The 20,435-nt window shown below is 72.8% G+C and carries 24 protein-coding genes; 11 read left to right on the forward strand and 13 right to left on the reverse strand.

All coding sequences use genetic code 11. The annotated features are described in order from the left end of the window. The first annotated feature begins 28 nt into the window (after positions 1 to 28). On the forward strand, positions 29 to 1,405 hold the full coding sequence (locus tag ACZ7OH_RS22605) for a pyridoxal phosphate-dependent decarboxylase family protein (protein WP_470282555.1): 1,377 nt from the start codon (positions 29 to 31) through the stop codon (positions 1,403 to 1,405). On the opposite strand, the gene ACZ7OH_RS22610 is transcribed toward ACZ7OH_RS22605, so the two are convergent. Beyond that, the gene (locus tag ACZ7OH_RS22610; RefSeq protein WP_470282556.1) at positions 1,402 to 3,033 is read right to left on the reverse strand and encodes a thiamine pyrophosphate-dependent enzyme; all 1,632 of its coding nucleotides are present in this window, start codon (positions 3,031 to 3,033) and stop codon (positions 1,402 to 1,404) included. The two genes, ACZ7OH_RS22605 and ACZ7OH_RS22610, sit on opposite strands and share 4 nt — an antisense overlap. Positions 3,034 to 3,074: 41 nt before the next feature. Here ACZ7OH_RS22610 and ACZ7OH_RS22615 point away from each other — a divergent pair, with 41 nt between their 5' ends. Together ACZ7OH_RS22615 and ACZ7OH_RS22620 are read left to right on the forward strand one after the other, a co-directional pair. After that, positions 3,075 to 3,749 carry a GntR family transcriptional regulator gene (locus ACZ7OH_RS22615; protein WP_470282557.1) on the forward strand — a complete coding sequence of 225 codons (675 nt, stop codon included), beginning with the start codon at positions 3,075 to 3,077 and terminating at the stop codon, positions 3,747 to 3,749. 49 nt (positions 3,750 to 3,798) lie between these two features. Next, positions 3,799 to 4,635: an alpha/beta fold hydrolase gene (locus ACZ7OH_RS22620; RefSeq protein WP_470282558.1), complete on the forward strand. Its 837-nt coding sequence runs from the start codon at positions 3,799 to 3,801 to the stop codon at positions 4,633 to 4,635. Here ACZ7OH_RS22620 and ACZ7OH_RS22625 read toward each other — a convergent pair. The 3 genes from ACZ7OH_RS22625 to ACZ7OH_RS22635 form a co-directional block, all read right to left on the reverse strand. Beyond that, on the reverse strand, positions 4,609 to 5,613 hold the full coding sequence (locus ACZ7OH_RS22625) for a pirin family protein (protein WP_470282559.1): 1,005 nt from the start codon (positions 5,611 to 5,613) through the stop codon (positions 4,609 to 4,611). The genes ACZ7OH_RS22620 and ACZ7OH_RS22625 overlap by 27 nt on opposite strands. Positions 5,614 to 5,708: 95 nt before the next feature. Continuing rightward, positions 5,709 to 5,996 (reverse strand): hypothetical protein, encoded by a 288-nt coding sequence (locus ACZ7OH_RS22630; RefSeq protein WP_470282560.1) that lies wholly within the window; start codon positions 5,994 to 5,996, stop codon positions 5,709 to 5,711. 116 nt (positions 5,997 to 6,112) lie between these two features. Then, complete coding sequence (locus ACZ7OH_RS22635) at positions 6,113 to 6,556, reverse strand: single-stranded DNA-binding protein (RefSeq protein WP_470282561.1); 444 nt, start codon at positions 6,554 to 6,556, stop codon at positions 6,113 to 6,115. 126 nt (positions 6,557 to 6,682) lie between these two features. Here ACZ7OH_RS22635 and ACZ7OH_RS22640 point away from each other — a divergent pair, with 126 nt between their 5' ends. Then, positions 6,683 to 7,294 (forward strand): PhoU domain-containing protein, encoded by a 612-nt coding sequence (locus ACZ7OH_RS22640; RefSeq protein WP_470282562.1) that lies wholly within the window; start codon positions 6,683 to 6,685, stop codon positions 7,292 to 7,294. A 130-nt stretch (positions 7,295 to 7,424) separates the two neighbouring features. On the opposite strand, the gene ACZ7OH_RS22645 is transcribed toward ACZ7OH_RS22640, so the two are convergent. Next, positions 7,425 to 7,847: a zinc ribbon domain-containing protein gene (locus tag ACZ7OH_RS22645; protein ID WP_470282563.1), complete on the reverse strand. Its 423-nt coding sequence runs from the start codon at positions 7,845 to 7,847 to the stop codon at positions 7,425 to 7,427. A gap of 102 nt (positions 7,848 to 7,949) precedes the next feature. On the opposite strand from ACZ7OH_RS22645, the gene ACZ7OH_RS22650 reads away from it, so the two are divergent. Continuing rightward, on the forward strand, positions 7,950 to 8,375 hold the full coding sequence (locus ACZ7OH_RS22650) for a nitroreductase/quinone reductase family protein (protein ID WP_400905489.1): 426 nt from the start codon (positions 7,950 to 7,952) through the stop codon (positions 8,373 to 8,375). Here ACZ7OH_RS22650 and ACZ7OH_RS22655 read toward each other — a convergent pair. From ACZ7OH_RS22655 to ACZ7OH_RS22675, 5 genes are all read right to left on the reverse strand, one after another. Continuing rightward, a complete protein-coding gene (locus ACZ7OH_RS22655) occupies positions 8,372 to 10,486 on the reverse strand; it encodes a transglycosylase domain-containing protein (RefSeq protein WP_470282564.1) in 2,115 nt (704 codons plus the stop codon). The genes ACZ7OH_RS22650 and ACZ7OH_RS22655 overlap by 4 nt on opposite strands. Positions 10,487 to 10,522: 36 nt before the next feature. Continuing rightward, a complete protein-coding gene (locus tag ACZ7OH_RS22660) occupies positions 10,523 to 11,344 on the reverse strand; it encodes an ABC transporter permease (RefSeq protein WP_470282565.1) in 822 nt (273 codons plus the stop codon). Next, positions 11,304 to 12,107, reverse strand: coding sequence for an ABC transporter ATP-binding protein (locus tag ACZ7OH_RS22665; protein WP_470282566.1), 804 nt, complete (start codon positions 12,105 to 12,107; stop codon positions 11,304 to 11,306). The genes ACZ7OH_RS22660 and ACZ7OH_RS22665 overlap by 41 nt, the downstream gene beginning before the upstream one ends. Beyond that, positions 12,104 to 12,544, reverse strand: a complete 441-nt coding sequence (locus tag ACZ7OH_RS22670) for a MarR family winged helix-turn-helix transcriptional regulator (RefSeq protein ID WP_470282567.1) — start codon at positions 12,542 to 12,544, stop codon at positions 12,104 to 12,106. Before ACZ7OH_RS22670 ends, ACZ7OH_RS22665 begins: the two co-directional genes overlap by 4 nt. 70 nt (positions 12,545 to 12,614) lie before the next feature. Then, on the reverse strand, positions 12,615 to 12,935 hold the full coding sequence (locus ACZ7OH_RS22675) for an ArsR/SmtB family transcription factor (RefSeq protein ID WP_470282568.1): 321 nt from the start codon (positions 12,933 to 12,935) through the stop codon (positions 12,615 to 12,617). Between the two features lie 83 nt (positions 12,936 to 13,018). Between ACZ7OH_RS22675 and ACZ7OH_RS22680 the strand changes: the two genes are divergently transcribed. The 5 genes from ACZ7OH_RS22680 to ACZ7OH_RS22700 all read left to right on the forward strand — a co-directional run bounded on the left by ACZ7OH_RS22680 (position 13,019) and on the right by ACZ7OH_RS22700 (position 16,713). Then, complete coding sequence (locus ACZ7OH_RS22680) at positions 13,019 to 14,008, forward strand: zinc-dependent alcohol dehydrogenase family protein (protein ID WP_470282569.1); 990 nt, start codon at positions 13,019 to 13,021, stop codon at positions 14,006 to 14,008. 219 nt (positions 14,009 to 14,227) lie between these two features. Beyond that, positions 14,228 to 14,785: a PspA-associated protein PspAB gene (gene pspAB / locus ACZ7OH_RS22685; RefSeq protein ID WP_470282570.1), complete on the forward strand. Its 558-nt coding sequence runs from the start codon at positions 14,228 to 14,230 to the stop codon at positions 14,783 to 14,785. A gap of 71 nt (positions 14,786 to 14,856) precedes the next feature. Continuing rightward, positions 14,857 to 15,267: a VOC family protein gene (locus ACZ7OH_RS22690; protein WP_470282571.1), complete on the forward strand. Its 411-nt coding sequence runs from the start codon at positions 14,857 to 14,859 to the stop codon at positions 15,265 to 15,267. A 77-nt stretch (positions 15,268 to 15,344) separates the two neighbouring features. Then, positions 15,345 to 15,974 (forward strand): hypothetical protein, encoded by a 630-nt coding sequence (locus ACZ7OH_RS22695; protein WP_470282572.1) that lies wholly within the window; start codon positions 15,345 to 15,347, stop codon positions 15,972 to 15,974. A 61-nt stretch (positions 15,975 to 16,035) separates the two neighbouring features. Continuing rightward, positions 16,036 to 16,713 (forward strand): GNAT family N-acetyltransferase, encoded by a 678-nt coding sequence (locus ACZ7OH_RS22700; RefSeq protein WP_470282573.1) that lies wholly within the window; start codon positions 16,036 to 16,038, stop codon positions 16,711 to 16,713. Here ACZ7OH_RS22700 and ACZ7OH_RS22705 read toward each other — a convergent pair. Beyond that, positions 16,710 to 17,147, reverse strand: coding sequence for a DUF2269 family protein (locus tag ACZ7OH_RS22705; RefSeq protein WP_470282574.1), 438 nt, complete (start codon positions 17,145 to 17,147; stop codon positions 16,710 to 16,712). The genes ACZ7OH_RS22700 and ACZ7OH_RS22705 overlap by 4 nt on opposite strands. 136 nt (positions 17,148 to 17,283) lie before the next feature. Between ACZ7OH_RS22705 and ACZ7OH_RS22710 the strand changes: the two genes are divergently transcribed. Beyond that, positions 17,284 to 17,640 carry a hypothetical protein gene (locus tag ACZ7OH_RS22710; protein ID WP_470282575.1) on the forward strand — a complete coding sequence of 119 codons (357 nt, stop codon included), beginning with the start codon at positions 17,284 to 17,286 and terminating at the stop codon, positions 17,638 to 17,640. Here the strand turns inward: ACZ7OH_RS22710 and ACZ7OH_RS22715 are convergent. Next, entirely contained in the window at positions 17,637 to 19,061 is a 1,425-nt protein-coding gene (locus tag ACZ7OH_RS22715; RefSeq protein ID WP_470282576.1) for an APC family permease, read from the reverse strand. The genes ACZ7OH_RS22710 and ACZ7OH_RS22715 overlap by 4 nt on opposite strands. Positions 19,062 to 19,144: 83 nt before the next feature. Then, positions 19,145 to 20,422 (reverse strand): sensor histidine kinase, encoded by a 1,278-nt coding sequence (locus ACZ7OH_RS22720; RefSeq protein WP_470282577.1) that lies wholly within the window; start codon positions 20,420 to 20,422, stop codon positions 19,145 to 19,147. Positions 20,423 to 20,435 lie beyond the last annotated feature (13 nt).

Below are 20,435 nucleotides of genomic sequence, written 5' to 3' on the forward strand. Positions count from 1 at the left end.
GCCGTTCGCGGTGCTTAGCGTCGGGGACGTGCATCCGAGGCTCGCCGAAGACCTGAACTCCCTGCCCGGCCTGCTCGACGCCGCGCGGAAACTCGCCGGCGAGGCGCTGGCCGGCCTGCCCGAGCGGCCCGCCGCCGTCCCGCCCGGGGACGTCACCCGGGCGCCGTTGCCGCTCGAAGGCGCGGGTGCCCGGGGTGCGCTGGAGGAGTTCTCGCGGCGCTGGGAAGCCGGCTTCGCGGGCAGCGCCGGACCGCGCTACCTCGGGTTCGTCACCGGCGGGGCGACCCTGGCGGCGCTCGCCGGGGACTGGCTCACCGCCACCTACGACCAGAACCCCGCCAGCGGCCTGGACTCCTCGGCCCAGGACCTGGAGCGCGAGACGGTCGGCTGGCTGGCCGAGCTGTTCGGGCTCGGCGCGGAGTTCTCCGGCGCGTTCGTCACCGGCGCCACCATGTCCACCGTCACCGGGCTCGCCATCGCCCGCGAATGGCTCGGGGAACGCGCCGGGATTCCGGTGTCCGACGACGGCGCCGCCGCGCTCGGACCGGTCACCGTCCTGTCCGGCTCGGCGCACTCGAGCGTCCTGAAGGCGTTGTCGTTCCTCGGGATGGGCCGGTCGGCACTGCGGAAGGTGCCGCTGCTGCCCGGCCGCGAAGCCGTCGACGTCGACCGGCTGGCCGAGGCGCTCGAAACGCTCGACGGGCCGGCCGTCGTCGTCGCGAACGCGGGCACCGTGAACACCGTCGACTTCGACGACCTGCGCGCGATCGCCGCCCTCAAGCGGCGGTACGACTTCTGGCTGCACGTCGACGCCGCGTTCGGCGGGTTCGCCGCCCTCGCCCCGGAGCACGCGGCGCTGACCGCGGGCCTCGACCAGGCCGACTCGGTGGTCGTCGACCTGCACAAGTGGCTCAACGTGCCCTACGACTCCGCCGTCCAGTTCACCCGCCGCCGCGACCTGCAGCTGCGCGTGTTCGGCAACAACGCGGCCTACCTCGGCGAAATCGGCGACACCCCGGACTTCCTGCACCTCACCCCGGAGAACTCCCGCCGGCTGCGGGCCCTCCCGGCCTGGTTCTCGCTCGTGGCCTACGGCCGGGACGGGCACCGCGAGATCGTCGAGCGCTGTGTGACGCTCGCCCGCGACCTCGGCGCGCGCCTCGACGGCTCGCCGCGCTGGCGGCTGCTCGCGCCCGTGCGGCTCAACGTCGTCTGCTTCGCCCCGGCCGCCGAGCGTGACATCGATGCCCTCGTCCGCGCCATCGCCGAGGACGGCACCACGTTCCTGACCCCGACGGTGTTCGACGGCCGGCCGGCCCTGCGCGCCGCCTTCAGCAACTGGCGGACGACCGCGGCCGACGTCGACCGCGTCTTCGCCGCGCTCGAACGCGTGACCGCCGGTTAGCTCCGGTCCGACTTCGGCATCAGGTACTTCCACGGCGAGGCGCCGGCGCCCAGCTCGCACGGCACGTGCACCAGCGCCGGCCGGCCCGCGGCGAACGCCTTGTCCAGCGCGCCGCGCAGGTCGTCCGGGGTGCGCGCGGTCAGGCCGAGCGCGCCGAACGTCTCGGCGAGCCGGGCGAAGTCGGGGTTCCGCAGCCGCCCGCCCAGGGCGCGGCCTTCGAACAGCCGCTCCTGGTCGAGGTGGACGTTGCCGTAGTAGCCGTTGTCGAACACGACCGCAACCACGTTCAGTCCATATTGGACGGCGGTGGCCAGCTCCTGCGCGGCGAACATGAACCCGCCATCCCCGGCCACGGACACCACCGGGCGGTCCGGGAAGGCCGCCTGCACGCCGAGCGCCGTCGGGTAGCCGAAGCCCAGCGTGCCCTGGTGGCCGCAGGTGACGAAGGTGCGCGGCGAGTAGACCTCGAACCCGAAGTAGGACGCGAAGCCGACCTGGCAGATCTCCTCGACGAAGAAGCCGTCGCGCGGCAGCACGTCCCGGATCGCCCGCAGGTACTCCAGTTCCGGCCCCACGTCGGCGAACCGCTCGGCCACCGCCGCCTTCAGCGCGGTGAACTCCGCGGTCCGGTCCGTCCTTTGCAGACCGGCGGCCGCGGTGAGCGCGGCCGTGGCGTCGGCGGCGTCGGCGACGATCGCGACGTCCGCGTCGAGCCGAGTCGCCTGCCGCGGGTCGATGTCGAGCAGGATCGTCTTCAGGCCGGCCGGCTTGTCGGGCCAGCGGAACCACGACAGCTCCATCCGCGAGCCGATGCCGACCACGACGTCGGTCTCCGCCCACCGCTCGAAGCCGGAGACGCAGGTGAAGCCGAGCGGGTGGTCGTCGCCGACGATGCCCCGCCCGCCGCGGAACGGCACCACCGGCGCCTGCAGCCGTTCGGCCAGCGCCCGGACCTCGGCGGCCGCGTGCCGGGCGCCGCCGCCCACCATGATCATCGGGTGCTTCGCCCCGGCGAGGAGTTCCGCGGCTCGCTCCACGGCTACCGGGTCGACGGCCGGGCGCGGTAGCGGCAGCGGGCCTACTGGTTCGGCCGGGGCGCGCAGGCCCAGCACGTCCCAGGGCACCGCCAGCGAGACCGGTCTGGGCCGCCCGCCCGCGGCTTCGCGGAACGCGGTCGCCAGCGCGTCCGGGATCCCGGCCGGGTGCTCGACCAGTTCCGACCACTTGGTCATCGTTCGCAGGGTGGCGAGCTGGTCGGGCATTTCGTGCAGGTGCCCGAGCCCTCGGCCGAGGTACGCGCGGGGGATTTCGCTGGTCAGGCACACGACCGGGGCGCTGGCGCCGTGCGCCGAGAGCAGCGCGGCCGACGAGTTCAAGACCCCCGGGCCGGGCACGACGGTGTAGACGCCGGTGCGCCCGGTCGCCTGCGCGTAGCCGAACGCCATGTAGGCGACGGTCTGCTCGTGCCGGGCGCCGATCACCCGGATGTCGTCGCCGGCGCGGGCCAGGCTGTCGAACAGGTCGTAGGTCTGCACGCCGGGCAGCCCGAAGACGGTGTCGACGCCGTGGGCGCGCAGGCCGTCGACGATCAGGTCGGCCGCGGTGGGGGCGGGCGGGGAACTCGGCATCGGCGCGGCCTCCTGGGCGTCATCCGTCGACGGGACCATATATGGTTTCCTACATGATCAGCGCGTCCTCGGGAAGACCGGTCACGAAGTCCCAACTGGCCTACGAGACGATCAAGGCCAGGATCCTCGACGGCCGCTACGGGCCCGGGTACCGGCTGGTGCTCGACCAGATCGGCCGCGAGCTGGCGGTCAGCGCGGTGCCGGTCCGCGAGGCCCTGCGTCGGCTGGAGGCCGAGGAGCTGATCGAGTTCGAGCGGAACGTCGGGGCCCGGGTGGTCGCCATCGACCCGACGGAGTACCGGCACGCGATGCAGACGGTGGCGATCGTCGAGGGCGCGGCGACCGGCCTAGCCGCGCCGCTGCTCACGCCGGACGACCTGGCGCGCGCCCGGGCGCTGAACGAGCGGATGCGCCGGAGCCTGGCCGAGTTCGATCCCCTGACGTTCACCGCGCTGAACGCCGAGTTCCACGAGGTGCTGTTCAGCGCTTGCCCCAACCCGAACCTGGTGGATCTGGTGCAGCGGTGCTGGACCCGGCTGGCGGCGGTCCGGGACAGCACGTTCGCGTCGGTCCCGGGCCGGGCGCCGGCGTCGGTCGAGGAGCACGAGCGGTTGCTGGCCCTGATCGAGAGCGGCGGTGGGCCGGCGGAGGTCGAGCAGTGCGCGCGGGAGCATCGGCTGGCGACGCTGGAGGCTTATCTCGCCCGGGAACGGTGACCGTCGCCGGAGGGTTGCTCAAGCCGCCTTCGGAGTGTCAGGGTCGGGGATGCCGATCTTCTCCGCGCCGGACGGGACCGCGCTCTCCTTCCGTCTTGTCGGGTCCGGCGGCGAGCCCGTGGTCTGCCTGCCCGGCGGCCCGATGCGCGCCGGGGCCTACCTCGGGGACCTCGGTGGGCTCGGCGTCCGGCTCGCCGTGCTCGACTTGCGGGGGACCGGGGACTCCGGAACGCCCGCCGATCCCGGCACCTACCGGTGCGATCGGCAGGTCGAAGACGTCGAGGCGCTGCGCAAGCGCCTCGGCCTCGACCGGCTCGACCTGCTCGGGCACTCGGCCGGGGCCAGCCTCGCCGTCCTCTACGCCGCCCGGTATCCCGGCCGGCTGCGGCGGCTCGTGCTCGTCGCGCCGAGTCCGCGCGCCGTCGGGTTGCAGCTCTCCGTCGACGACCGGCGGCGGATCATGGCCCGGCGGGCCGGGGCCCCGTGGTTCGACGACGCCGCCGCGGCCTACGACGCCATCGCCGCGCGGCGGGCGACCAGTGGTGACTGGGCCGCCGTCGCGCCGATGTACTACGGCCGGTGGGACGCCGCCGCCCGGCGTCACCAAGCGACCGAGCCGGCGCAGCGCAACGGCGCCGCCGCGCGCGTCTACAACGCCGAGGGCGCCTTCGAACCCGAAGTCACGCGGGCCGCGCTCGGGGCCGTCGATGCTCCCGTGCTGGTGCTCGCCGGCGAGCTGGACTGGATCGCGAGCCCGGCCGTCGCCGGTGAGTTCGCCGGGCTCTTCCCGGACGCCCGGGTCGTCGTCCTGCCCGGGGCCGCGCACTACCCCTGGCTGGACGACGCCGCCGGGTTCGGCTCAGCTGTCGCGGGTTTCCTGCGGTGACGCCGGGTTCCGGCGCGGCTTAATGCGGACCGCCGGCAGCTGGGGCGCCGGCAGCCGCTGGGGCGTGCCCGTGTAGCCGGTGACGCTGCCGAACTGGTCGGACTCCGCCTCCCAGGCCTCGCGGAAGGCCGCGATCTCCTCGTGCGTGCGGCCGACGAAGTTCCACCACATCAGGATCTCTTCGTCGAACGGGGTGCCGCCGAGCAGGAGGAACCGGGCCGGCGCCGGGCCGCGGTTGCTCAACGTCAGTGAGCGCACGCCGATGCCGATGTACCCCAGCTCCGCCGCGCGGACGCGGGTGCCCGCGACGACGACGTCGCCGGTGTCGACCAGGACGCCGTGTTCGAAGCGGGGGTCGACGCCGAGCGACATGTGGGCGTCCGGGCCCAGGACGATCTCCGCGCCCAGCAGCGGGGTGTACGTCGGGATCGGCGACGTGCGCCCGGCCAGCGACCCGAGGAACACCCGGATTTCCGCGCCCTCGATCCGGTTCACCGAGGGCACGTAGTGGTCGAACGCGCGGGCCGTGTGCCGGTGCCGCTCGGGCAGCGCCACCCAGAGCTGGACGCCGTGCAGCGTCTTCGCCGCCGGGGTCGAGACCTCCGAGTGGCAGATGCCGTGCCCGCCGGTCATCAGGTTCAGCTCGCCGGGGCGGACCAGTTCGTGCGTGCCCAGGCTGTCGCGGTGCTCGATCTCGCCGGCGAACAGCCAGCTCACCGTCTGCAGGCCGGTGTGCGGGTGCGGGGCGACGTCCATCGCGCCGGTGACCTCGGTCGGGCCGTAGTGGTCGGCGAAGCACCAGGCGCCGATCAGCGACCGGGACCGCTGGGGGAGCGTCCGCCGGACCCGCATCGCGCGCGGGCCGCCCAGGGGCACCTCGCGCGGGGTGAGGATCTCGACGGCGGGGTGCTCGGGATCGGCGGCCGTGGGCCGGTCACCACAGGCGAGCTCGGCGGGGGCGGCCTCGGTGTTGCTCATGCCCGTCACGGTAGTCGCGTCGCTCGCCGGGGCTCAGGCCGCCGACACCGGCTCGCCCGTTGCTTTGTGGAGTTGTCAAGCTTCGCGTCGCCCCTTCAGGCGGCGTGGTGCTGCTGGCGGGCCGCCACCACCTCGTGGCCCGCGGGGGTCAAGATGGCCGGGACCAGCTCGCCCGGCAGGCCCGGCCGGGCCGCGCGGACCAGGCCCTGGTGGGCCAGCGCATGGGCCGCGAACTGGTCGCCGCACGAGACGCCGTCGATGAACAAGTCCGGCTCGCTGCTGCACGACACCCGGCCGCGGCCTGCGGCCACCGCTCGCAGCATCGCCAGCATCCGGTGGTTCACCAGGGGGTGCACGGCCGGTGTTCCGGTTTGCTCGTTCATCTCGGTCCCTCCCGCTCGTGGTTCGACCTCGTCCTGCTCATGCGTCGAACCAGCTGCCGGGATTTCGACAGAAGTTTCGCTCCATCGTCACCGCCGGCGGTCGAGCCCGGGTCGACTCAGAACGGAGGGTCCACCCCCACGGCCGCCGGAACCGGCTCCGGGGTCCACGAACTCGTCGCCTCGCCGCTCGTGGCCCGGCTCATCCTCGTCACCTTCGCCGTCGCGTAGCGCAGGGCCGGGCCGACCTCGTCGACGTCCAGCTCCGTCACCGTGCGCTTCTCGCCCTCCTTCGTGTCGAAGGACCGCTGTCTCAGCCGGCCGTGGACGATCACCCGGGCGCCGCGCCCCAGCGACTCCGCGACGTTCTCCGCGTACTGCCGCCACACGTTGCAGCGCAGGAACATCGCGTCGCCGTCGCGCCAGGTGCCGGATTCGCGGTCGTACGTGCGCGGGGTCGACGCGACCGTGAAGTTCGCGACCGCGGCGCCGGACGGGGTGAACCGCAGCTCGGGGTCGGTCGTCAGGTTGCCGACCACGGTCACCAGCGTTTCGCCTGCCATCGGGCTTCTCCTTCTCCTCCGGGTGCGGGGTGCACCGCTCTCGCCGATGAGGAGAGCACGGGGGTCCGACAGTTCCGGGCCGGGCGACGAGATGCCGGTACTCGTCCGGGCTGGTTTCCTGCCGCCATGCCGACGGCGTTTCAGAAGGAGCTGGGCACGCTCGCCCAGCGGCTGGCCGACCTGTGCGAGCTGGTCGCGATCGCGTTCGAAGAGGCCACGCGTTCGGTCCTGGAAAGTGACCGCACGCTGGGCGGACGGGTGCGGGAAGACGCCGCCGCGGTCGCTGCGCTGGGGGCCGCGTGCGAGGACCAGGCGTGTGCGCTGCTGGCCCTGCACGCGCCGCGGGAGGAGGACGTGCAGGCGGTCGTCGCCGCCGTCCACAGCGCCGCGGATCTCACTCGGATGGGTGGTCTTGCGCGGGAGGTCGCGGAGCCGCGGTGGCGGGTGCCGGTGGAGGTGCGGCCGGCGCTCGGACGGCTCGGCGGGCACGCTGTGGCCGCCGCGCGGGCGCTTCGGGGACAACTCGCCGGCGAGGACGGCGCGGGGGTGGCTGATGCGGTCGCGCTCGTCGATGCTTTGGCGCAGGAGCTGCGCGAAGGGGTGGGCGGGATCGGCTGGCCGCATGGGGCGGGCGCCGCGGCTGATGTGGTGTTGTTCGCCGCGGCCTGCGGGCGGTTCGCCGGGACGGCGGGCTCGGTCGCGCGCCGGGTTGCGAGATTTGCGCCGGTGGCTACCTGAATGCACGAAGGGACGTGGGATGGGCGCCGGTCGGCGAAGCGCCCAGCGCTGGGGGCGTCGGTCGGCGAGGCGCCCGACCCTCGACGGGACCAGTTGCCCGCCAAGGGAAACCGCTACGAGGACTCCAGGGTCACTGGCCCTGCTGGGGGAACTGACCCTGCTGCGGGTACTGCTGCTGCGACGGGTGCTGCGGCTGCGGGAACCCCTGCGGCTGCGAAGGGTGCGGCGACTGCTGGAAACCCTGCGGCAACCCCTGCTGCGGAACCCCCGGCGACGGCGGCTGCTGCGGGTAACCCGGCTGACCACCCTGCTGCCCCTGCTCCTCCTGAGCCTGCAGTCGGACGGCGTCCTCCTTGGGGATCCGGTTCTCGAGCCCGCAGAACGTGCACTGCGCCGAGTACTTCACGCTCATCGGGAACAGCGGGATGAAGAACAGGGTGAACTTCGTGACCGCCTTGCGCACCGCGTGCGAAGCGGGGTTGCCGCACCGGCCGCACAGGAAGGTCGTCATCGCCAGCACGTAGATCCGCGTCCGCCAGCCCCAGATCAGCATCGGTACTTCTTTCTCCCAAAGTCTTCGGTTCGCCGGGCAGCGTCGCACACCGGTACGCCGCCGCGTGGCGGTTTCGGGGAACTCGGGGACTAGATTGTGATCATGCCGAGCGACTTCGCCTTGAAGACCATGAACGCCGTGCACCGCGGCCTGATCAAGCTCACCGGGGGGCGCGTCGGCTGGCACGCCGCCATGCCGGTCCTCGAGCTCACCACCACCGGCCGCAAGAGCGGCCAGCCGCGGTCGGTGCTGCTGACCTCGCCGCACCAGGACGGCGACACGCTGGTCGTCGTGGCTTCGCGCGGCGGGGACGACACGCACCCCGCGTGGTTCCTCAACCTGCGCGACAACCCCGACGTCGAGGTGTCGCTCAAGGGCGCGCCGAAGCGGCCGATGCGCGCCCGGGTCGCCGACGCCGGCGAGCGCGCGCAGCTGTGGCCGAAGATCTCCGGCCAGTTCAAGAACTACGCGCAGTACCAGACCAAGACCGAGCGCGAGATCCCGCTCGTCTTCCTCGAACCGCGCTAGCTCCGCGCGGTCAGGTACGCCGGGTCCGGCCCGGGGATGGGCTGGTCCGGCACGCCCGCGAGCAACTGGCTCATCGCGTGGAAGTACGGCGGCGCGGCGACCGTGCCGCCGAACGCGCCGTGGCCGCAGTTGCCCAGGTGCACCGGTGTACCCGGGCAGATCTCACGCGGGTGCGGCCCGTCCGCGAAGACCATGGACGACACGGCGTAGCCGTCGACGCCGCCGACGAACGCCACGGACTCGCTCTGCTGCGTCGTGCCCGTCTTGCCGATGTCGGGACGCGTCCAGCCGGCCGCGTGGGCGGCCTGCGCCGACGTGCCGCTCGTCGTGTCCTTGCTCAGACCCGCTTCCAAGGTGTTCGCCACGCCGGCCGGGATGACCTGCTCGCACGCCTGCTGCTGGACCGCGACGGCGTTGCCGTTCCGGTCGGTCACCGACAGGATCGGGTTCGGCGGGCACCAGACGCCGCCGCTCATCAGCGTCGCCGACACGTTCGCCATCTCCAGCGGGCTCACCGGGCTGTTGCCGAGGGTGAACGACAGCAGGTTCTGGAAGTACTTCGACTGCGGCTCGCTGTACTGCGGGTTGCTCGACGCCGGGTTCGGCGCGGCTCCGGCGTCGTTGGTCGCGAGGGTGTTGCGCAGCCCCAGCTTGTAGGCCATGTCGAGCACCGCGGGCATCCCGACCTGGCTCTCCAGCCCGACGAACGCGACGTTCGGCGACGTCGCCAGGCCGTCGGCGAGGCTGATCGGGTCCGCGTAGTGACCGTCGTTGTGGACGGTGTAGCACGCCGAACGCGAGTCCGGCACCGGGAAGCACTGGCTGTCCGGGTTGGGCAGCGGCGTCTCCAGGCCCGCCTTGCCGGTGACGAGCGCCGCGGCCGAGGTGAAGATCTTGAACGACGAGCCGGCGCCGAACTCGTTGCTGGCGTCGGCGACGATGTCCGTGGACGTCTCGCCCTGCGCGGGATCGGTGCCGTAGTTCCGGTTGGCGACCATGGCGAGCACTTGGTGGCCCGCCGAACCCGGCTGCACGACGGCGAAGGTGTTCGCCACGCCGTCCTGGGTGGTCGGCACGTTCGCGTCGACGGCGTCCTTCGTCGCCTGCGAGACGCGGGGGTCGAGCGTCGTCTTGATCGTGTAGCCGCCGGTCGCCAGCTGGTCCGCGGTGAACCCGGCGTGCACGAGGTAGCTTTCCGCGTAGGCGCAGAAGAACCCGGCGTCCGGCGCCGCGCCCATGCAGGTCGAGGACGGGGTCACCGGCCCGGCCGGCAGCACTCCGAGCGGCGCCGCCTTCGCGGTCGCGGCGTAGGACGCGGGGATGGAGCCGTTGGTGACCATGTCGTCGATGACGAGGTTGCGCCGCTGCAGCGCTTTGTCCGGATGCGTGTACGGGTTGTAAATGCTCGGGTTGTTCACCATTCCGGCGAGCAGCGCGCCTTGTGGAACGGTCAGTTTGTCCGCTGTCGTCCCGAAGTAGGCTTTCGCCGCGGCGCCGACGCCGTACACCGTGCCGCTGAATTCCACGACGTTCAGGTAAGCGGCGAGCAGATCGTCCTTGCTCATCGTGTCGTTGAGCTGAACGGCCATTTTCGCTTCGCGCAGCTTGCGGGCGATCGAGTCCTCGCGGTCGACCTGCTGGGCCAGGGGATCGGTGCGGTCGACGACGTTGATGAGGTAGTTCTTGACGTACTGCTGCGGGATCGTCGACGCGCCCTGCAGCGCGCCGCCGGTGCTGTCGTTCACCGCCGCGCGGAGCATCCCCTGCAGGTCGACGCCGCCTTCGGTGTAGAACCGGCGGTCCTCGACCGCGACGATCGCGGCCTTCATCGTCGTCGCGATCCCGGCCGCGGTGACCGGGAGCCGGTACTGCGCGTAGAGCGTCGCGATCGGGGTGCCGTCGCGGTCGGTCACCGTCGTGGTCAGCGGCGGGTCGGCCGCGGCGAGCTGCGCGGAAATGGCGTCCACGGAATCGCTCACCTGATTCGACAGCAAGCCGGCGCCGAGCGCGATGGGCGCCATCGTGCCCGCCACGAGAATTCCGGCGAGAACGCACAATCCGACCAAAGAGAACACGCCAGGACGACCATTCACGGAACCGAGATTAGCCATCCGGGAATGAAGCCTCCGTTCGGTGAGACATGTGCCTCACCGGGCCAGCCGGCCGAGCAGGGCCGAAGCGACCGCCACTCCGGCGGCCGTCGCCGCGGCCAGCACGCCGAAGTCGAGCCCGAGGTGGGCGGGCGTGCCGATCAGCAGCCCGCGCAGCGCGTCGACCTGGTAGCTCAGCGGGTTGACGTGGCTGAGCACCTTCAGCCACGACGGCATCAGGTCCACCGGGTACAGCGCGTTCGACCCGAAGAACAACGGCATCGTGATCGCCTGCCCGATGCCCATCAGCCGTTCGCGCGACAGCACGATCCCGGCGATCACGATGGACAGGCAGCAGAAGAACGCCGACCCGAGCACGAGCACGATCGCCATCGCGAGCAGTTTCAGCGGGTTCACGGTCAGCCCGACACCCAGGATCGCGGCCAGGATCAGCACCATCAGGGCCTGCACGAGCGCGCGGACGCCGGCGGCGAACGCTTTCCCGGCGACGAGCGCGGCGCGCGGGGTCGGCGTCACCAGGAGCTTGGCGAGCACGCCCGCGTCGCGTTCCCAGATGATCTGGATGCCGTAGAAGATCGAGATGAACAGCGCGGACTGCGCGAGGATGCCGGGCGCGAGGTAGTCGAGGTACGGTGTCGAGCCGGTCGGGATCGCCTTCAGCCGCGTGAACGTCTCCCCGAAGATCAGCAGCCACAGCGCGGGCTGGATCGCCCGCGTCAGCAGCTCGGTCTGGTCCCGGCGCAGCTTCTGCAGCTCCACCAGGCACATCGCGCCGACGCGCGCGGCGAGGATGCGCGCCTGGCGCAGCGGGCCGGGGTCAGCCGAGACGGCGGGCGGTGCGGCGAGCGGCACGGACACTGCGGATCCCTCCTTCGTCGGTTTCGAGGCGGTCGCCGGTGACCGCGCGGAACACGTCGTCCAATGTGGACCCCGGGCCGAGGTCGGTCTCCAGCTCGGCGGGCGTGCCCAGCGCCCGGATCCGGCCGGTGTGCATGAGCGCGACGCGGTCGCAGTACTGCTCGGCCTCGTCCATGTAATGCGTCGTGACGAGCACGGTCATGCCGGTGTCGGTGCGGATCTGCGTGATCCGCTCCCACACGGCGGACCGGGCGACGGGGTCGAGCCCGATCGTCGGCTCGTCGAGGATCAGCAGCCGCGGCGAGCTGACCAGGGCCTGGGCGAGCTCCAGCCGGCGGATCATGCCGCCCGAATAGCCCTTCGCGACGCGGTCGGCGTCACCGGCCAACCCGACGAGGTCCAAGGCGCGGCGCACCTCGCCGTCGCGCCGGGCCCGCGGCACGTCGAAGAGCCGCGCGAACAACGCGACGTTCTCGCGGCCGGTCAACGCGCCGTCCGCGGACAGCTGCTGCGGGACGTAGCCGATCAGCCGCCGCACGGCCATCCGGCGTCGCGCGACGTCGATGCCGAAGACGGTGATGTGCTCCGGCGCGGTGGGCAGGAGCGTGGTGATCATCCGCAGCGTCGTGGTCTTGCCGGCGCCGTTCGGGCCGAGCAGGCCGAACACCTCGCCGGGCGCGATCTCCAGGTCGACGCCGTCCACCGCGCGGGTCGCCCCGAACGAATGGCTGAGCCCGGTGCACCGCACCGCGGGTTCGGTCATGGCTGCTCCTTCAGGATGCCCATGAGCTTTTCCAGGGCCGGCAACGCCTGCTCGATCGCGGCGGTGTCCTCTTCGGACAGTCCGGCGAGGGCCTCGGCGACCAGCCCGGAGCGGGCGCGCCGCCAGGTGGCCATCCGCTCGCGCGTCGCGCCGGTGATCTCCAGCCGGGTGGCGCGCCGGTCGGCCGGGTCGGGTTCGCGGCGCAGCAGGCCGGCGTCGACGAGCTGGTTGACCAGCGTGCTGACGGAGTTGGGCGCCAGGTGCAGCTCGCGCGCGGCCGCGGCGACGCCGATACCGGGCTGGTCGGCCACCACGCGCAGGACTTCGACCTGCGCGCCGGGCAGGGGCGAGCCGGGCACGTCGGCGCGCACCCGGCGGCGCACCACGCGGCGGATCCCCTGGACGGCACCCAGGAGCCGGTCGGCGAGTTCGGTCATGCCGCCAAAGTAGCTCTGACTCAGAACTATTAGCAACGCTAAATGTCTGGTTGGCGCGGAAGATCCCGGATCAGCGGCCGGCTTCGGCGAGGGCCAGGTCGAGTAGGCCGGGGAAGCGGGCGTCGAACTCCTCGCGGCGCAACGCGTTGAGCCGCTGCGTGCCGCTGTCCCACTGCTTCAGCAGGCCGGCCCCGCGCAGGATCTTGAAGTGCCGCGACGCGGCCGGCTTGCTGACCGGCGGCATGATCGCGCCGCACGACTGGCCGGGTTCGCGCGCGAGAGCGGCGACCATGGCCAGCCGGTGCGGGTCGCGCAGGGCTTCCAGGGCCTCGGCGAACGTGACGTCCTCGAGGGCCGGGTGCTCCAGGGGGGTCGCGGTGCGGCTGGCCATGGTCCGAGTATCCCTGGTTGCCGAAGGGCGGGCGGGTGTGCCATGGTCGATGTTAGCCATTTGGTTAACATGAGGAGGTCCTGGTGCGCGTCCACCGTCCCGAGTCCGGCCGCCTGGTCCGGCGGGAAGAGCCCGTGCCCGAGCCGCAACGCGGGGAGGTGCTCGTCCGGGTCCGGGCGACGTCGCTGAACTACCGGGACCTGCTCATCCTCGACGGCGTCCACTTCACCAACGCGCCTGACGCCCTCATCCCGCTCTCCGACGCCGCGGGTGAAGTCGCCGCGGTCGGCGAGGGTGTCACGCGGTTCGCGACCGGAGACCGGGTGCTCAACGCCTTCCATTCGAACTGGATCGCCGGCCGGCTGCCGGACGCGCTGGTCGGCTACGGCAACGGCCAGGACGGCTGGCTCACCGAGTACCGGGCCGTCTCCGAGCACGCGCTCGTCGCGCTGCCGGATTCGCTCACCTTCGAACAAGGCGCGACGCTGCCGTGCGCCGCCGTCACCGCGTGGACGTCGCTCGCCGGGGCGCGGCCGGGCGACGTCGTGCTCACCCTCGGCACCGGCGGGGTGTCGCTGTTCGCCCTGCAGCTGGCCAAGTCCTTCGGCGCGCGGGTGGTCGCGACGACGTCCAGCCCGGAGAAAGCGGCGAAGCTGACGGCGCTCGGCGCGGACACCGTGATCGACTACCGGGCGACCCCCGAGTGGGGCAAGGCGGTCCTCGACGCCACCGGCGGCCGGGGCGCGGACCGGATCGTCGAGGTCGGCGGCCCGGGCACGTTCGCGCAGTCGCTCGTCGCGGCCGGGACGCACCACGCCGACATCGCGCTCGTCGGGTTCGTCGGCGCCGAAGGGCCGCCGGTCGAGTTCATGGACCTGTTCCGCAGCGGCGCGACCGTGCGGAAGATCTGGGTCGGCAGCCGGGAGGACACCGAGGACCTCGTCCGGCAGCTCGCGGTGCGGCCGGTCGAACCGGTGGTCGACAGCGTCTTCGCGTTCGACGACGCCCCGGCGGCGGTCGAGCGGTTCCGGAGCCGCGAGAACTTCGGGAAGGTCGTGATCACCTCCGCGTGAGGCGAAAGGGATACCGCTGATCGGCTGAACCTGACCCGGAGTGACCGTTCGGCGGCGAAGTGCTGCCGTTCGCCGCGTAGCCGCGGGGTTCCGGTCCGGAACCGCCGGCGACGGGCGCATGCTGTCCTTTCCGACCCCGCGTCCCCGCGCCTGACGTCCACTGTGGACATTGCCAGCGCGCCCGGTCCGGCGGTTTTTTCGCTACCGGAGACAGGACACATGACTCTGCTGGACAGCAAGCTCGTCCGGTGCTGGACGTCCCGCCCGCACCTGCAGTCCCTCTACACCCTCGCCGCGGCCGCCCCGCGGATGCGCGCCGCGCTCGGCCTCGCGCCCACCGGCGGCGGCACGGTCGGCTTCAAGGTGGACGGGGACGCACTGGCCCGCACCGAGGCGGAGCTGATCGCCGCGACGTCGGCCCGCCTGCCGGTGCACCCGCTGGTGACGCAGGACCTGCACGGCCGCTCGACGGTCCGGTGCTGGCGACGCAACCGCGACCTGCGCGTGCTGACCGCCGACCTGGTCGACGTCGCCGACCGGCTGGCCCGGGCGGGCTACGGCGGCTGCCTGCGGTCGGCGACGGTCGAGTTCGCCGAGCCGACCGGGCGCCGCGACCGCAAGCTCGCGCTGGTGTACCTGTTCGACCGCGGCACGTTCCACACCGCGGCGGCGTGCGGCGCCGCGCCGCTCGACCGCGCGCTGGAGCTGCGCGCACGCGCCGCGCTGCACGGCGCGCTGCCGTTGGAACCGCACGCCGACCGCCGGTTCGTCGTCTGAAATTCTCGCGTTTGTCGAGGTCACGGGGTTCTGCGAGGATGCTGCTCTCGTTCTAGGAGAAGGAGATCGCAGTGGCTTCCGTGCTCAACCCGTACCTGAGCTTCCGCGCCGAGGCGCGGCAGGCCATGGAGTTCTACAAAGGCGTCTTCGGCGGCACCCTGAAGGTGAACACGTTCGGGGAATTCGGGTCACCCGAAGGGGCGGACGCGGACAAGATCATGCACGCCCAGCTGGAGACCGAGAACGGCTACACGCTCATGGCGTCCGACACCCCCACCGGGATGGAGTACAACCCCGGCACCAACATCACGGTCAGCCTCAGCGGAGACGACGCCGACACCTTGCGCGGCTACTGGGGCAAGCTGAGCGAGGGCGGCACCGTGACGGTTCCGTTCGAAAAGCAGATGTGGGGCGACGAATTCGGTGCCTGCGTCGACAAGTTCGGCATCCCGTGGATGGTGAACGTCGTCCAGCCGGCGTGACGGGGCGTTGCAGCCCGCGCCCTCGTCGGTGACGATGAGGTGCCGGCGTGCTCCCGCGCCGGGGTGAAGGAGGCCCGATGGCGGGTTCCCCCTGGACGTGCGCGCAGTGCGGCGCGGTCAACGACCCCGCCGCCGGCCGGTGCGGCACCTGCGCGAGCCTGGCACCGGGCCGGGCTCGCGCGCGGGCGCTGTGGGTGCTGCTGACCCTCATGCTCGTCGCCGGCGTCGCGGTGGGCGGGGTCCTGCTGTTCACCGGGCGCTCGAAGCCGGCGCCGGACGCGGCCGGGCCGTTCCCCTCGTACACCACCCCCGCCCTGCCCACCACCAAGACCGTGGTCACGACCGCGAACGCCCTGACCCCACCGCCGCCGCCGCCGACGACCTCCGCGACCCCGGCCGGGAAGCCGTGCCCGGGCGACGCGGCCCGCTACCTCCCGGGCGGCCAGGGCACCGCGCTGCTGGTCGCGCAGACGCCGAAGTCGCTGGTCACGATCTGCCAGGTGCCCGACGGCCGCATCTTCTACGACGGCCAGGCCCGCGGGCAGGCGGCTTCGGGTGACACGCACATCATGTTGCCGGCGCAGGCTTCGGGCGACGGTTTCGTCGCGAAGAACGGCGACTACACCTACCAGGTCGGCGGCGGCAGGCTGGTCGTGTCGGCCGGGTCCGGCGTGCTCTCGGACGAGGAGCTGACGACGGTCGGCTGAGCGCTTGCTCAGGATGTGGGAGCACCGCCGGACGACCGGTGGTTTTGCGCATGCTGGACGCATGGCTTCTCCGCTGGACAACCCGACGTGGACGTCGCTGAACGGCCCGCACGCCCGCTTCGCCGAACGGCGCGGGCGCGTGCTGCGCTACCCCGAGGACGTCGCTCCCTTCCTCGGCCTGCCCGACGACCCGGCCGAGCAGGACTGGCGGGACGTCGCCGAGCTCGGCGGGCCGGGCGCGGTCGTCGTGCTCGCCGCCACCGCCGCCCGGCCGCCGGAAGGCTGGGAGGTGCTCGACGCGCTGCCCGGGGTCCAGCTGGTCGACGAGGGCGTCGCGGCCGCGCCGGAGCCGAAAGCCGTCCGCCTGGGGCTCGCGGACGTGCCGGAGATGCTCGACCTCGTCGAGCGGACGAAGCCCGGGCCGTTCCGCAAGCGGACCGTCGAGCTCGGCACGTACCTGGGCATCCGGCGCGAGGGCGCGCTGGTCGCGATGGCGGGGGAGCGGCTGCACCCGCCCGGCTACACCGAGATCAGCGCGGTCTGCACCGACCCGGCTTACCGCGGCCAGGGCCTCGCGACGCGGCTCGTGCTCGCCGTGGCGGCGGGCATCCGCGAGCGCGGCGAGACGCCGATGATGCACGCCGCCGCGAGCAACACCTCGGCGATCCGGCTCTACCTCTCGCTCGGGTTCGCCCTGCGGAACCGGCCGGACTTCGTCGCGGTGCGCGTCCCGGGCTAGGCGCCGGTCGAGGAGCCCGGCCGCACGATCATCAGGACCGTCACCGCCGCCCACAGCAGGTTGAACACGCCGGTGACCATCGCGAGCCGGCCGAGCTTGTCCGAAGTGGACTCCGAACTGGACTCCGCCGCCAGGAACCGCTTCTGCCGCGGCAGCACCAGGAGCGCGAGCACCGCGGCGGCGACGGCTGTCAGCCCGATCGACGTGAGCAGCCACGGGTCGCCCATGACGTGCATCGTGCCCGCGACGCCGAACCCGAAGACGGGCACGGCGATGGCGGCGTAGGCGTACACGCGGCAGATCCGGTGCAGCATCGTCGCGACCTTGACGTCGCCCTTCCGGACGGCGGCGGGGAACATGCTGGCCGCGACGGCGACCGGGCCGACGGCGAGCACCGCCGCCAGGACGTGGACCGAGAGCAGGATTTTCGACACGCGCCGAAACTAGTGGGTTCGCGGGCGAGCCGAGGAGTGGCTGGAATGCCACAAACCGCCGGGATCCAGCCAACCGTGTCCGGATGTCGAATCCGCGCGCTCCGGTTCGACGAACAGGTGGAGAAAGGGGATCGCGATGACCGCCACGACGTGCACCACCACCCGGGTCCGCAGCCTGCCGGTCCTGCTCGCCACCGAAGACGACGCCGAGGACATGGGCCTGCTGGCGCCGGACGACCGCCTGACCTGCCACGTGCACGGCCGGTGGATCCACCAGTGCGTCGCCTCGCCCACGCACGTCAGCCCGGTCACCCGGCACCGCTGGTGCCGCGGCTGCCGCACCGAACTGTGCGTCGCCGTCGACGAGCTGTCGCAGCGGGTCGCGATGACCTGCCCGAGGTGCGGACACGGGGGCAGCGCCGCCACCACCCGGCTGACCGCGGCCTGCCGCGCCAGCCTGGCCGCCGAGCGCGACGCCCGCCGCGCGGCTTAGGAAGACACCGTTTCGAGCCCGAGGTCGTCCAGTCCCGCGTAGACGTCCGGACGGCGGCTTCGCAGCCAGCCCGCGAGCCCGAGCCCACCCGCCACCGCGACGGCCAGCAGCCACGGCAGCAGCGCGATCGCCGGCGCGTCGGACCCGGCGAGGGTGGGGAAGTTGAGGAAGGCCAGCGTCGTCACGGCGATCAGGCCGAGCCCGCCGAGGCCGGGGGCGACCGCGGTGCGCCAGAGCCGGGGGTCGCGTCGCTTGCGGAAGAACGCGACCACGGCGACGCCGGCCAGTGCCTGCAGGGCGATCACGCCGAGCGTCCCGATGCCGGTCATGCTGGCGGTCAGGTCGGCGAGCGGGTCCAGCCCGGCCAGCGCGTACCCCGCCGCGATCAGCGTCGCCACCCCGATCTGCGTCCCGCTGGCGACGTACGGCGCGCCGTTGCCCGCGTTCGTCCGGCCGAGGGCCGCGGGCAGCACCCGGGCCCGGCCGAGCGCGAACAGGTAGCGCGTCGCGGAGTTGTGCAGCGCCAGCAGCGCCGCGAAGAGGCTGACGACCAGCAGCAGCATCATCACGTCGGTGAGGAACGAGCCGAGGTAGGTCCGGCTGATCGAGAAGACGAGATCCCCGGTGGCCAGGTGGTCCTGCGCGGTCTTCCCGGCCTCGGCGACGCTCGTCGCGCTGACGACCGCCCACGTCGTGAACGCGGCGAAGGCGCCGATGAGGACGATCGCGGTGTAGGTCGCGCGGGAGATCGTCCGGTGCGGGTCGCGCGCCTCCTCGCTGAACAACCCGGTGGCCTCGAAGCCGACGAAAGCGTTGAAGGCGAACAAGAACGCGATCCCGACCGAGCCGGTGAACACGACGCCGGGAGCGAACGCGTGGACGTCCAGCCCGGTCCGGACGGCGACCGCGACGTCGAGCACGAGCAGGATCGACACCTCCAGGACCAACGAAACGCCGAGCACCTTCGCGCTGACGTCGACCCCGCGCCGCCCGAGCGCGAACACCGCCGCCGCGGACAGCAGGCTCCACAGCTGCCACGGCGTGTGCCACCCGAAGACCTGCTCGACGACGTTCGCGGTGAAGAACCCGCTCGTCCCGACCGCGCCCGCGACGAAGCAGTTGTAGCCGAGCAGGGCGATCAGCGCGGCGACCAGGCCCATCGGGCGGCCCAGGCCCTTGGTGACGTAGACGTAGAACCCGCCCGCGCCGGTGACGACCTTGCTCATCTGCGCGTAGCCGACACCGAAGAGCACCAGGATCACGGCGGCGAGCAGGAACGCGCCGGGCATGCCCCCGCCGTTGCCGAGCGCGATGCCCAGCGCGGCGATGACGACGATGCCGGTCAGGGGCGCGACGGCGGCCAGCACGAGGAAGACGACACCCGGCGTGCCCAGCGCGTCCCGGCGCAGTGCGTCGGACATGGGGTTCTCCTCCCGCGTGGTTGTCCGGGCATGGTGCGCCGCCGGGGAGGCCGCGGTCTTGGACTCGAGCGCACGGCCGTTGCCTAGCCCGGCACCCACATCGTCACGCGGGTGCCGCGGCCCGGCTGGGAGTCCACCGTGCCGTGGCCGCCGACCTCGGCCAGGCGCGCCACGATCGACTGGGTGATGCCGAAGCCCGGCGGCCGTTCGCGGACGTCGAACCCGCGGCCCTGGTCGCGGGCCACCACCGCGATCCCGCCGTCGCGTTCCTCCACGCGCAGCACGACCTGTTTCGACCCGGAGTGCTTGACGGTGTTGCGCAACGCTTCCCGGACCGCTTCGCACATCGCGGTGCGGCGGTCCTGGGACAGCTTGTGGTCGTCGGCGAAGTCCGCGGCCACGAGCTGGGTGCGCAGGCCGTCGCGCGCCATCTCGGTCGCGACGTCGGCGAGCTCGACGGCGAACCCGCGCGTGGTCCCGGTCGGGATCGGCTCGGTGATCTGGCGGCGGATCTCGGCGGCCTCCGCCTTGGCCACCGACCGCACCTCCGACAGCCGGCTCACGGCGTGCGCGTCGTCGCCCGGCGCCGAGATGGCGAGCGCTTCCAGCGTCTGCAGCACGCTGTCGTGCATGAGCCGCCGGGTCCGGCGGCGCTCGGCCTCGCGCCCGCGCCGGATCCCGATGTCGACCGCGAACCGGGTGCCGGCGCCGAGCAGGATGAGAATGCCCGCGGCGATGACGATCGCCACCGCCAGCGCGACCATGCAGCCGATCGAGCGCGTCACCGCGAGCTGGTTGCCCAGCGGCAGGCCGCCGGCCAGCGTGAGGAGCGCCCGGAGCGGGGCGGCCGCCACCAGCAGCCACAACGCCGAGGGCAGCCCGGACGTGCCCGCCCACATCGCGACCGCGCTGACCAGCCACGTCCACGACACGTCGACCGCGAACGGCTGCACCGACGCCGGGGCCGTCGCCGCGACGGCGAAGTTGAGCGCCACTCCCACGGCCAGATCCAAGCCCAAGGCGCGGCCGGTGACGCGGGCCCGCAACCCGCCCGAGCGCAGCACCCAGGACACCGCGGCGGTGTTGGCCGCGATGGCGAAGACGGTGGCGGCCAGCACCGGCCCGAGCCCGAGCTTGCCGTTGGCCGCGGCGAACCCGATGAACACCTTGACGAACGCCGCGATCCGGTAGGCCAGCGGCACGACGACCCAGTAACGCGCGGCACGGGCGAGCGTCGCGTCGCCGACGGCGGCGAGGTCGCTGTTCTCGTCCGGGGGCTCGGCGGGCTCGGGGGGTGTGCCGCTGCGCAACAGCGTGCGAACGAGCGCGCGCGGCGGTGCGGCGGAGCCCGCCTCGGGCATCGGTGGTCCCCAT

The sequence above is a fragment of the Amycolatopsis sp. NPDC114478 genome (genome assembly GCF_055633805.1).